At 39.3% G+C, this 11,430-nt stretch carries 13 protein-coding genes; 5 read left to right on the forward strand and 8 right to left on the reverse strand.

What is annotated here, in order from left to right; all coding sequences use genetic code 11:
• Positions 1-98: 98 nt before the first annotated feature.
• Positions 99-1,109, forward strand: coding sequence for an AraC family transcriptional regulator (locus B554_RS0112845; RefSeq protein WP_019458367.1), 1,011 nt, complete (start codon positions 99-101; stop codon positions 1,107-1,109).
• Between the two features lie 92 nt (positions 1,110-1,201).
• Here B554_RS0112845 and B554_RS0112850 read toward each other — a convergent pair whose 3' ends face one another.
• The 7 genes from B554_RS0112850 to B554_RS0112880 form a co-directional block, all read right to left on the reverse strand.
• Positions 1,202-2,212, reverse strand: a complete 1,011-nt coding sequence (locus tag B554_RS0112850) for a YeiH family protein (protein WP_019458368.1) — start codon at positions 2,210-2,212, stop codon at positions 1,202-1,204.
• Positions 2,205-2,513, reverse strand: coding sequence for a Rieske (2Fe-2S) protein (locus B554_RS0112855; protein WP_080961393.1), 309 nt, complete (start codon positions 2,511-2,513; stop codon positions 2,205-2,207). The genes B554_RS0112850 and B554_RS0112855 overlap by 8 nt, the downstream gene beginning before the upstream one ends.
• 14 nt (positions 2,514-2,527) lie before the next feature.
• Positions 2,528-3,184 carry a DsbA family oxidoreductase gene (locus B554_RS0112860; RefSeq protein ID WP_019458370.1) on the reverse strand — a complete coding sequence of 219 codons (657 nt, stop codon included), beginning with the start codon at positions 3,182-3,184 and terminating at the stop codon, positions 2,528-2,530.
• The gene (locus B554_RS0112865; RefSeq protein ID WP_019458371.1) at positions 3,181-4,530 is read right to left on the reverse strand and encodes an MFS transporter; all 1,350 of its coding nucleotides are present in this window, start codon (positions 4,528-4,530) and stop codon (positions 3,181-3,183) included. Before B554_RS0112865 ends, B554_RS0112860 begins: the two co-directional genes overlap by 4 nt.
• A gap of 117 nt (positions 4,531-4,647) precedes the next feature.
• A complete protein-coding gene (locus tag B554_RS0112870) occupies positions 4,648-5,700 on the reverse strand; it encodes a 3-keto-5-aminohexanoate cleavage protein (RefSeq protein WP_004643365.1) in 1,053 nt (350 codons plus the stop codon).
• Positions 5,701-5,759: 59 nt separating this feature from the next.
• Complete coding sequence (locus tag B554_RS0112875) at positions 5,760-6,608, reverse strand: TauD/TfdA dioxygenase family protein (RefSeq protein WP_019458372.1); 849 nt, start codon at positions 6,606-6,608, stop codon at positions 5,760-5,762.
• An 11-nt stretch (positions 6,609-6,619) separates the two neighbouring features.
• The gene (locus B554_RS0112880; protein WP_019458373.1) at positions 6,620-7,606 is read right to left on the reverse strand and encodes a quinone oxidoreductase family protein; all 987 of its coding nucleotides are present in this window, start codon (positions 7,604-7,606) and stop codon (positions 6,620-6,622) included.
• Positions 7,607-7,945: 339 nt separating this feature from the next.
• On the opposite strand from B554_RS0112880, the gene yddG reads away from it, so the two are divergent.
• Positions 7,946-8,857 (forward strand): aromatic amino acid DMT transporter YddG, encoded by a 912-nt coding sequence (yddG, locus tag B554_RS0112885; protein ID WP_019458374.1) that lies wholly within the window; start codon positions 7,946-7,948, stop codon positions 8,855-8,857.
• A 9-nt stretch (positions 8,858-8,866) separates the two neighbouring features.
• Here yddG and B554_RS0112890 read toward each other — a convergent pair whose 3' ends face one another.
• Positions 8,867-9,601, reverse strand: coding sequence for an aspartate/glutamate racemase family protein (locus B554_RS0112890; protein ID WP_019458375.1), 735 nt, complete (start codon positions 9,599-9,601; stop codon positions 8,867-8,869).
• A gap of 137 nt (positions 9,602-9,738) precedes the next feature.
• Between B554_RS0112890 and B554_RS0112895 the strand changes: the two genes are divergently transcribed.
• The 3 genes from B554_RS0112895 (at position 9,739) to B554_RS0112905 (ending at position 11,429) form a co-directional block, all read left to right on the forward strand.
• On the forward strand, positions 9,739-10,245 hold the full coding sequence (locus tag B554_RS0112895) for a GNAT family N-acetyltransferase (protein WP_019458376.1): 507 nt from the start codon (positions 9,739-9,741) through the stop codon (positions 10,243-10,245).
• A 150-nt stretch (positions 10,246-10,395) separates the two neighbouring features.
• Positions 10,396-10,968: a nuclear transport factor 2 family protein gene (locus tag B554_RS0112900; protein WP_019458377.1), complete on the forward strand. Its 573-nt coding sequence runs from the start codon at positions 10,396-10,398 to the stop codon at positions 10,966-10,968.
• Positions 10,935-11,429: a chalcone isomerase family protein gene (locus tag B554_RS0112905; RefSeq protein WP_019458378.1), complete on the forward strand. Its 495-nt coding sequence runs from the start codon at positions 10,935-10,937 to the stop codon at positions 11,427-11,429. The genes B554_RS0112900 and B554_RS0112905 overlap by 34 nt, the downstream gene beginning before the upstream one ends.
• Position 11,430 lies beyond the last annotated feature (1 nt).

Below are 11,430 nucleotides of genomic sequence, written 5' to 3' on the forward strand. Positions count from 1 at the left end.
TAGGCGCTTAAATAAAAGCTTTTGTAATGTGGATATTTTAGTTATAACTAGATATGAGCTGTAAGGAATATGGCTGATTAAGAACAGGAGATAATAAAATGGTGCCTCTTGCGCATACCGCCTCTTTAAAAAATTATTTGGCAGTTGCTCAGCAATTAGATCTAAATCCCTACCATTTATTATCACGTGTTGGGCTTAGCCAAACTCAATTGAACGATCTTAAACAACGTATTCCTGTCGATAAAGCCATTACCTTGCTTGAAGACTCAGCCCAGATGAGTAATTGTGATGTTTTCGGTTTACATATGGCTGAACAACGTGAAATCGCGGATTTTGGTGAACTAAGCTTATTATTAAGTTACCAATATACTTTGAGAGAAGCGCTACAAACGATTGTTCGTTATAGGAATTTACTCAATAACTCACTTGAAATATATATAGAAGAAATTGACGATACGGTTGTTATTCGAGAAGAAGTTATAACCACAAATTGCGGATATAGTCGCCAAGCCACAGAACTTGCTTTAGGAATTACCCATCGTTTTTGTGCAGCACTCATGATGCAAAAATGGCGGCCGTTAAGTGTCCACTTCACTCATAACCCACCCAATGATTTAACTCTGCATCGACGGATTTTTGGCTGTGCGCTAGAGTTTGGTAGTGACTTTAATGGTATTGTTTGTACGGCAGCCGAACTTGATACAACAAACCCTCAAGCAAATTTGGCTATGGCTAACCATGCACAACGTTATTTAGATATTTTGCAAAATAGCAATGAATCGACCATGATTTTTGATATTCGTAAAAGTATTTATCTTCTCTTGCCAATGGGACGCGCTACGATTGATCAAGTCGCTCAAACACATGGTATTCATGTACGGACTTTACAGCGTCGATTAGAAGAAGCTCAGACGAGTTTTAGTGATTTAATGAATGAAGTACGCAAAGATCTCGTATTTCGTTATTTAAAAAATCTAAATTATTCACTTGCTCAAGTGTCTGATATTTTAGGTTACTCAATGCCGAGTTCTTTTACGCGTTGGTTCATTAGCCAGTTTGGTATGTCACCGAATATGTGGCGTAATCACAATAAAGCCCTGCTTAATTAATTCTTTTGTGTTTGATACCAAATGAAGTCATTTAAAATGTAAGAAAGCTGGAGAACCACTCCAGAACTTCCTTAAAAATCTAATTTTTAAAATTAAAACCACAAGCGCATAAGTCCAAGAACCAATACCACTAAAAAGATGCTTTCGCCGATCATTAAAAGGATTGGTTTAATGCCGACAGATGCTAATTCTTTTAACTGAGTTTTCATCCCTAAAGCACTAATTGCGATGACTAAAAACCAGCGTGATAAGTCATTAATTCCATTTTGAACCATCGCTGGTACCCATCCTGTACTGTTAATACAAGCGAGTAGTAGAAAGCCAACAGCAAACCAAGGCAGTAATGGTGGTCGCTCTCCGGTTGAATCTGCTCCTTGCATACGGGTAATCATAGCCGCACAAACAATTACTGGAAGCAGCATTGCTACACGCATAAGTTTAACTACAGTCGCCGTATCACCTGTTTGAGTAGACATGCTATAACCAGCGCCGACCACTTGCGCCACATCGTGAATCGTAGCACCAAGAAACACACCAGCCGCTTGTGGTGATAACTCTAGCCACTTCGCAATCATCGGATAGACAATCATTGCAAAGGTTGAAAGTGCTGACACACCAATCACGGTAAACAAGGTCGCTTTTTCTTTTTGCGGATGATTTGGAAAAGCAGCCGATAGTGCCAATGCGGCTGAAGCACCGCAGATTGCCGTGGAACCACCAGTGAGCATGCCAAATAGTTTTTGGAAGCCTAAGATTTTAGCGGCAATAACAGAAACGGCAATTGTGACAATAACCAGAGTAACGACTAACGCAACAGGCTGCCAACCTAGTGCGGTAATTTGTCCTAAAGTTATACGCATGCCGAGTAACGCGATGCCCATCCTCAGCACACTACGTGCGGTGAACTCGATACCTGCCTTACATTTACTTTCAGCCGCTAAAAAATTCACGCTCATGCCGAGCAGTAGTGCAAATAGCATGACTGGCGCACCATAGTGCTCTGATAAAAAACAGGCAGCCGCAGCAACGACCGAACTGACCACAAAGCCTGGTGCTAATTCTCTTGTACGCTGGGAAAAATTTTTCAGGACTAAACTACTCATGATTTTCCCCACAACCCATCACAATAAATACCTTGTCCTCGATCACTTCTACGGGATAGGTTGCAACTTTGAGATGAGCAGAATTAACTAAACAGCCATTTGTTAAATCAAAGCGTAGGCCATGGGCACAGCACTGAATCACTCGTCCTTCTAGACTTCCACTAAATAGCGATGCGCCCTGATGAGGACAGCTGTCATCGATTGCATAAAATTGAGTCGCAACGTTAAATAGTGCGAGAGTTTTATCTCCAACTTTTAAAAAAGCCCGCTCACCTGAATTGGGAATTTTTTCAAAAGGCACTTCAAATCGATTAGTCATATCAACTCTCCTTGCCCCAAAAGTGCTTCTTGCATCGCTTGATAAAGTACATCTGCTGATTGCGCGCCCACCAAGGCTGAAGCCCGATCAAAAATAAAATAAGGCACGCCATTACCTCCTGTACTTGCAGAGATAAAATCTTGATGATCATGAATAAGTAAATCTTTGATCAGTTCATGCGGAAAACCACAGCGTTTCGCAATTTTGTATAAAGTAGTGGTATTTCCGATGTCTAACCCATCATAAAAATATGCAGCAAAGAGTTGTTCTAACAATGCATTACACTGCTCAGGAGTTCCTATCTTTAAAGCTTTATCAAATAAGCGATGAGCTTTGGCCGTATTTGGCATGCGTTTAATTTGCTCAAAATCGATCTTGAGCCCAACTTTATGTGCAGCTTTATTGACCTGTTCTTGTCTCATACGAACTGCTGTCAAGCTACCTAACCGTTTCAAATAAAACGTTTGAAACGGTACACCTTCAACAGCTAAATCAGGTATAAGCTGAACACCTCGCCAATGCACAACTACTTTGACTTTGGGATGAAGCTGATAAAATCTATTTATAGCGATCAGTAACTGACGTTTTCCGATCAAACACCAAGGACAAATAAAGTCAAAAAATACATCAATATGTAATTGCCGAATCATCATTTGTTATTCATCCCGCATTTTTGTATTTGGTTACCTGAATGATTTTTAAGCTCAGTTATTCCTTGCTGCTCAAAGCGCGCGATATCTTTGTGATAATGGCGTTTGGCATAAAAAAATACGGCTGCGGCTGCAATACTGACCAATGGCATAAGTTGAAATGCGCTATGTAAACCAATCACATCAGATACTTTGCCAACGACTAAAGGACCAAGCGCTAAACCAAGAAAATTGTTAGCTAAAGTGAGTGTTGCAAACGCAGAGCCATGAACAGAGTTATGAGTGAGATTGGCTACCATGGCACTAGATGGCCCATTGGTTCCTAGGGCAATAAACATTCCGAGGCAGATGAGAAGTAACTGGTTACGTCCCGCAGGCACAGCAAAAGCAATGAATAAAAGAACACAACCGAGCAAGCAGTATGTAATCGCTAAACTGACCTTACGATCTGGACAGTTACGGCCCAAATAATCACACAACATGCCGCATAGAATTGTGCCTACTGCACTACATAGCAAAATGACCGCTGCCATCACACCTGCCTTGTCAGTACTCATGCCGTAATAGCGATTGAGATAACTCGGCATCCAGACAATCACTGTGCCACCAACAAATAATTGCAGACCACTACCAATGTAAGTGGCAATGACTGAACGACTTGAATATAAAGTTTTTAAAGGGCTTTTAATGTGCTGGGTTTTACTACGATTTTTGTTTTGAGGGGCCGCGTTTATTCTGTTTTCTTTCACTAATATTGGATATAGAAAAGCCAAAACAAGACCAAATAAAGCAATGCCTCCAAAAGCCCAACGCCAACCGAAATGCTGTGCGAGTACACCACCTAAAGCCACACCCAAAAACGAGCCAAATACGCCGCCCGCCATAAAAGCACTGGCGAGTGTTGCACGCATTTCTCGTGGAAAAACAGCCACAACCACCGCGATTCCAACGCTGCCATAAGCAGCTTCACCCACACCAACCATAAAACGAGCAATAAACATTTGCTCATAATTTTCAGCCAGTGCACATCCTAAAGTCGCCAAACTCCATAACGTCGCCATAATGGCCAAGCTTTTCACTCGTCCAAAACGGTCTGCCATTAATGACAACGGCAGAGTCAATAAACCCACCATTAAAGCGACAATGCCACTGAGCAAACCTAACTGACTATCGCTGAGCAACCACTCATTTTTAAGTAAAGGAAAGACTGCGTTTAAGACTTGCCTTGACATGTAATCTGAAATGAGCAAACCAAATGTCAAAGCAAAAACAAGCCATGCATAACGACGAGGTATACTGATTGACGTATCAACATCGCTCATCTGATCTGAATACTGATGTGCATTCATACGACCTCCTTGTATTTTTTATAATTTCTATTTAGCTAGTGCAGCAACGCACTTTTAAAATCAAAGCGAATAAGCTGCACTACAATTGAGGTCTAAATTCCGTTAGACCCTGTCACATTAGTTACGCTGCGGCACGCCTTTTTGCCCTGCTTTACGGTTGGGTGCCATACCATTTGCGATTAGGGTTTCTTCAATACTGTTGTATTGCACCCCAATACGATAAATTTCACGGGCTTCTTTTCCTGAGGCAATTTCACGGCCTAGTTCATGAGCAATTCGAACGGTTTGCTTAATTTGCTCTACAGATGAAAAACGGCGTCCATGATGATCAATGATCGTGTCTTCGTTACCCACACGGGCATGTAAACCCATTGCCATCGACATCGTATTAAAAGGCAATACATTTTTGAGCAGAGATTCTGATGTCAAAGTACATCCATCAGGTACGCGATGAATAAAATTAAAGAAATTAAATGGGTTTGGACCATCGAAACCGCCACCGATTCCAATCCAAGTTAAGTTTAACGGCCCCATGTACAATCCTTTACGTACCATACGTTCTAACGTCTCAAGACCATGCATACCCGTTAACTGAAAGTGTGGTTGAATATTGTTTTTACATAAGCGCTTGATATGTTCGGCAACCCATGCAGGTCCTGCTGGCACGGTCATTTCTGCATATGCTGCCTGAGTCGCAGGATGCGCCAGTGAAGTCCCTTCTAAATATTCAGGATAGAGCAATTCCATAATATTCATTTGTGTGGTGTTAATTGCCACCGTAACCTGATCGGGCTTTGGTGTAAGTTCAGCCAACATATGTCGGGTGTCATCACTTAACCATAGAGCTGCCTCACCTTCACTCTCTGGTGCAAATGAAATCGAACCCCCTACCTGAATAATCATGTCAGGCACAGCTTCACGAACACCTGCGATAAGCTCATTAAACTTTGACAAGCGTTTAGAGCCTTTGCCATCAAGTTCGCGCACATGTAAATGCAGCACTGTCGCGCCCGCTTCATAGCACTCAACCGCTTTTTGTATTTGCTCATCCATGGTCACTGGTATATCTTCGGGAAAGTCTTCTGGCATCCATTCGGGTCCATATGGCGCAACTGTAATTACCACTTTTTCCATATTTTCTGGGTGCAATGAGTCGTCAAAGAATTGCATGTGCATCTCCTGATATATTTTTAGAATTTTCAATTAAATAAAATTATTAACCTATAGATTTAATAGGTTGCGTCACCAATAATGCCAGCCCGTTCCATTTTTCGGTGGCAAGGTGGATAATCCATGACTGCATAATGTTGTGTACTGCGGTTATCCCAGATTGCAATGCTGTTAGGCTTCCAACGCCAACGCACTTGAAACTCTGGAATATAAGCTTGAGAAATTAAGTAACGCAGTAGTTCGGCTGCGCCCGGATTGGCATCTTGTCCAAATCTGACTCGGTCTTTGGTGTGATAGTTACTGAAGTGAGTTGTGAACGCATTGACGTATAAAATTTTCTCGCCCGTTTCAGGATGAGTACGTACCACTGGGTGCTCAGCATCGGGAAACTTTGCTTTTAAATCCAAGCGTTTTTCAAGTGGCATGGCTGCACCAAAACTCGCTTCTATGCTGTGATAAGCGCGTAAGTCTGCAATCTTCTCTTTAATATCGTTAGGTAAAGACTGATAGGCCATGACCATATTGGTCCACATAGTGTCACCACCTACAGGTGGGCATTCAACACAGTGCAGCACACATCCCATCGGTGGAACCTTGCGCCAGCTTGCATCGCTGTGCCAAGCATTTTCATAACGATCGACGGGACTTTCGGGATGCTTATAAATCTGCACCAAACCCGGATGATCAGGATGGCTGCCTACCGCAGGATGATCTTCGAGCTGTCCAAATTTTTCTGCAAATGCAACATGATCCTGACGAGTTAAGTGCTGATCTCGTAAAAACAACACACGGTGTTTAAGTAGTTGTGTGCGAATTTCAGCAAATAATCCATCATCATAAATCGCATCAGCAAGTTTGACGCCACTGAGCTCTGCACCAATATTGCAAGTTAACTGTTCAATTTGCATAAGAAATCCCTTCAAATTACAAAGATTGATGAACCTATTGTTTTACGTGCCTCCAAATCACGATGAGCTTGCACGGCATCCTTTAGCTCATAGCGCTGATTAATTTCAATTTTGATTCGTCCATGTCGAACATGATCAAATAATTCATTTGCCAGTTCTTTCTTCTCGGCAGGATCTGCAATGTAGTCGGCCAAAGCTGGACGTGTCACAAACAATGAACCTTTCACGGCGAGTAATACCGGATCAAAAGCAGGGATTGGACCAGACGCTGTTCCTACGCAGACCAGTAAACCACGGCGTTTGAGTGAGTCTAATGAATTCATAAAAGTCGTTTGACCGACACTATCGAAAACGACATTTACACCAACGCCGCCTGTTAACTCACGTACACGTTCGGCAACATTTTCATGGCTGTAGTTAATGACATGATCACAACCGTGAGCTCGCGCTACCGCAGCTTTTTCTTCAGAAGATGTAGTACCGATAACAGTTAGGCCAAGTAATTTAGCCCATTGAGAAACAATCAGCCCAACACCACCAGCAGCTGCATGTAATAAAATTGAATCGCCCGCTTTAAAGTCATAAATGCGGCGCATCAGATAAGCAGCGGTCAACCCTCTCATGGTCATCGCTGCCGCTGTTTCACAAGAAATTTCTTCGGGTAATTTAATTAAAGCATTTGCTGGAATTAGACGGTGGGTGCTATATGCACCTAACGTATTTAAAAAACCTGTATAAGTAACTCGATCACCTACTTTAAGCTGAGTTACTCCTTCGCCTAAAGCTTCAACGACACCTGAAGCTTCGACGCCCATGCCATTAGGCATGGGAATTTGATAGGTTCCATTACGAAAATATGTATCGGCATAATTTAGGCCGACTGCCACATGACGTAGGCGTACTTCTCCAGCTTTTGGATCTCCTACTTCTACATCTTCATAGCGCATTACTTCTGGCGTTCCTGTTCCATAGAAACGTATAGCTTTCGTTAACGTCATGTCCTATTCCATATTTTGGTTTTTTATTGAGTGCCTATAAAAGCAATAACCAAAATTACAACAGTTAGGATATGGGCCACTTTACATTTCACGACACAAGCTTAACGTTTAATGACAGCCGAACTTTACTAAAGTTGGTTTTATATTTATCTAACGAAATAAGGACTATGTTCATACCTATGAAAAATTAAAATAATTCTAAATATTTACGATTTATTTTTTTAAGTTAGCTTTTTAAATGTACTATTTTTTAATTAAAAATTCCTTTACCCTGACCTACTTTAACTATTTTTAACTTTCACGGTAGCTCAGGCGTTTAATTAAGTTCATTTATTTCTTATGTCAAAAAATTTAGCAACATTGATTGGTTTAAGTGCCATCCTGATGTGGGCCTCAATGGTGGGTTTTGTAAAACATATCACGACCGTCATCGGGCCAGATGTTGGAATTACACTGATTTACTCCTTAAGTGCGTTGCTACTCCTTATTATTTTTAGAGTGCCAAATTTTAAGTTAATTTCTAAAAAATATTTAATTTTAGGTGCCATTTTATTTATTGCTTATGAGCTATGTTTTTCGTTTGCACTTGCTTATTCAAAAACAGCACAACAAGCGATTGAAGTAAGCATTGTGAACTACCTTTGGCCAAGTTTGACGGTTCTAGCTTTTGTCATTTTTAAAGAGCTAAAATTTAATGTATTTATTATTTTAGGCTTAATTATTTCAATTTTTGGCATTATTTTTATTCAGACCGGAAATGGAGATTTTAGTCTAAGTCGAGTTATCGATAACTTTTATAGCAATTCTCTAAGTTATATTTTGGCATTTATAGGTGCCATTATTTGGGCTTTTTACTGTGTGTTGACTAAGAAAATAGGTAAAGGGCAAAATCCTATTTCTATTTTCTTTATTGGCGTTGCTGCGACTTTATGGCTAAAGTTATTGTTTAGTGGCCAAGCTGTTTTGCCATCACTCGATTTAAATATGACTTTATCTCTAGTCTTTGCGTCCACAGCAATTGGGCTAGGTTATGCAGCATGGAATATTGGCATTATTCATGGCAACACCACCATGCTAGTAGTTGCTTCTTACTTTACGCCCATCATCTCTTCTCTGCTTGCCATGTTGGTTTTACAAACCGAGTTATCAATCAGCTTTTGGCAAGGAACAGCTATGGTTACAGCAGGTTCACTCATCTGCTGGCTTTCAACGAATTGGACAGTTATTCGTTCTTATTTTAAAAAGGATTAAAAGTTTAGGTCATACTGATACAGATTTATCAGCAACAGAATTAGCATTAGTTTTTTGCTCTAAAGCAAAATTGACAGCTTCTTTTGCATGAATGGTGGTGGTGTCAAATAACGGTACAGAAAATTTAACATCACCAATCAACATACAAATTTCAGTACAGCCTAAAATAATACCTTCGGCACCTTCCGCAATTAGCTCCTCTACCACGGTCATATACTTTTGTTGTGACTCTGGCTTAATTATGCCCAAGCATAATTCGTCATAAATAATGCGATGCACTGTTTTACGACTGGTTTCATTTGGAATAATCACCTCAATTCCATGGTTTTGTAATCTGGCTTTATAAAAGTCTTGTTCCATGGTGAAAGCTGTTCCCAATAGTGCAACTTTTCGGATATTTTGACTTAAAATTTCTTTCGCTGTGGCATCAGCAATATGTATAAAGGGAACCGCAATCGCCTCTTCAATTTGAGAAGCTACGTTATGCATAGTATTGGTACATAATACTATACAATCCACCCCAGCTTTCTCTAAATTGATTGCTTGCTGAGCTAAGTATTCGCCTGCCTCTTGCCATGAACCTTTCGATTGTAAAGCGGCTATTTCTTCAAAATCGATACTATTTAAAATGACTTTAGCCGAATGTAACTTGCCTAATTTGTTCTGAACTGTTCTATTAATTTGTTGATAATAAAGCGATGTAGACTCCCAGCTCATTCCGCCTATTAAACCAATCGTTTTCATTCGTTTCAGTCCTTGTATTTGATCTATTCTTTATAGCCATAAAAAGCTAAATGCGACTAGAAGGAAATTGCTCTCTTTATTAAATCTATAAACTGTTTTATAAAATATATTTTTTAAAACTAATTAATAAAAACTTTATGTTAGAAACAGACCGCTTAATCTTAAAACCATTTGTTCAAGAAGATTTATCTACAGTCATTGAGATGTTACAAGACAAAGATTTTATGGCTTTTTCCCCTTATGGTCACTTAATACCTGAAGCTGCAACGACTCGTTTTTTTGAAATATTAGAGCATTATAAAAAGTATAATTTTGGCAAAATGGCTGTGGTCTTAAAAGATACTCATCAAATTATTGGTTATTGTGGGTTTGAAACTTGTGAAGTTGATGGCAAAACAGAAGCTGAACTAGGTTTTAGACTTATTAAAACTCAACGAAATAAAGGCTATATTGTTGAAGCTTCACTTAAGTTACTAGATGACATGAAAAATCGAAATTTTAAGCATGTGATCGCTTTTTCAGAAAATGATAATTTACCTGCTCACAACCTATTAAATAAGCTTGGTTTTGAAGAAACCAACTCATCTAGTTATATGGATATGGATGTTATCTTCTTCAAAAAAGATCTATTATTTTCTTCATAAGTATTATTCCTATAGAAAACTTTAAGTTAATGAAGATCTATTTGCTTCAAAGAAGCCACCATTAAACGCATATCAAAAAATATAAGAATTCACGCAAATTTCACGACAGCCTCTTTAATTTAATCTTATAAAGTTGGCTAGGATTCATTCATGAAAATTATAACTACTGCCCTAGGGCTGATTACCTTAGTAGGTCTAACAGCATGCAAAAGTGTGCCTAGTTATTCAGGTGATTATGGTAAAGCCGAACAACAAATTACTGGTGTTACATTAAATGATGAACAAGCACTAGAGATTGGTAATCACTTTGTTGCTGCGTTTAATACTTTGGGCACACCATCCTTTGTAAGTAATGCAAGTAATCTTTATGCAGATCAGCTCTATATCAACGATACACTCTCACAGTTCTCTCAGAAAAAAGATTTGATTAAACACTTTGAGGGTATGAACACACGCGTCAGTAACGTCACAGTCACACTCATAAGTGCAACACATCATCAAGATAGCGCTTATATCCATTGGTATATGACCTATGACTTTAAAATGCTAGGACGCTCAAAAACTATGGCTTCCTACGGAATTAGCCAAATCAAAATTAATGATCAACAGAAAATCATTTTCCAACAAGATTTCTGGGATCCAGCAAACGGTCTTTATCGTTCTTTACCTGTATTTGGAGGAGTTTATAAATGGATATTGCCGTTCAAAAAAGCCGAATCTTAATACTTCTGGGTATTTTAATTGCATCTCACGCAAATGCGGCTGAACTAAAGAAATGTAGTTCAGCACCTTTAATGGTAACGAGTCAAAAAGTAGGAAATGTCAGTTACTTTGCTGAAGATTGCTTAAAAAGCTGGCAAAACCAAAGCATAAAAATGGATTTTAGCTATAACCGAGATATTCCCGAATGGGCATTTAAGCGGGCGGCAGCACACTATTTGAAGAAAAATATTAGTGGATTTGATGCAAAATCTCCACTTAATCATATTAATGAGCTTTATAGACCAATTAAGAGCGGAGATTTATATAGTCTTTATTACCAACATGAAAATCAAAAACTGGAGTTAAAATTAAATCAAAAACTACTAGGTTCTATAAATAATCCAAATGCAAATCAATATTTTAAAATCTGGTTTGGTAGCGAACCATTTAATGCTAAATTAAAACAACAACTATTAAATTAAT

The organism is Acinetobacter sp. GG2 (genome assembly GCF_000292385.1).
In the GTDB taxonomy this organism is placed as follows: domain Bacteria; phylum Pseudomonadota; class Gammaproteobacteria; order Pseudomonadales; family Moraxellaceae; genus Acinetobacter; species Acinetobacter seifertii.

Bases quoted from the DNA above. Each gene is read 5' to 3' on its own strand.
- B554_RS0112845 (WP_019458367.1), top strand. From the start codon at position 99: ATGGTGCCTCTTGCGCATACCGCCTCTTTAAAAAATTATTTGGCAGTT.
- B554_RS0112850 (WP_019458368.1), bottom strand. From the start codon at position 2,212: ATGAGTAGTTTAGTCCTGAAAAATTTTTCCCAGCGTACAAGAGAATTA.
- B554_RS0112860 (WP_019458370.1), bottom strand. From the start codon at position 3,184: ATGATGATTCGGCAATTACATATTGATGTATTTTTTGACTTTATTTGT.
- B554_RS0112865 (WP_019458371.1), bottom strand. From the start codon at position 4,530: ATGAATGCACATCAGTATTCAGATCAGATGAGCGATGTTGATACGTCA.
- B554_RS0112870 (WP_004643365.1), bottom strand. From the start codon at position 5,700: ATGCAATTCTTTGACGACTCATTGCACCCAGAAAATATGGAAAAAGTG.
- B554_RS0112875 (WP_019458372.1), bottom strand. From the start codon at position 6,608: ATGCAAATTGAACAGTTAACTTGCAATATTGGTGCAGAGCTCAGTGGC.
- B554_RS0112880 (WP_019458373.1), bottom strand. From the start codon at position 7,606: ATGACGTTAACGAAAGCTATACGTTTCTATGGAACAGGAACGCCAGAA.
- yddG (WP_019458374.1), top strand. From the start codon at position 7,946: ATGTCAAAAAATTTAGCAACATTGATTGGTTTAAGTGCCATCCTGATG.
- B554_RS0112890 (WP_019458375.1), bottom strand. From the start codon at position 9,601: ATGAAAACGATTGGTTTAATAGGCGGAATGAGCTGGGAGTCTACATCG.
- B554_RS0112895 (WP_019458376.1), top strand. From the start codon at position 9,739: ATGTTAGAAACAGACCGCTTAATCTTAAAACCATTTGTTCAAGAAGAT.
- B554_RS0112900 (WP_019458377.1), top strand. From the start codon at position 10,396: ATGAAAATTATAACTACTGCCCTAGGGCTGATTACCTTAGTAGGTCTA.
- B554_RS0112905 (WP_019458378.1), top strand. From the start codon at position 10,935: ATGGATATTGCCGTTCAAAAAAGCCGAATCTTAATACTTCTGGGTATT.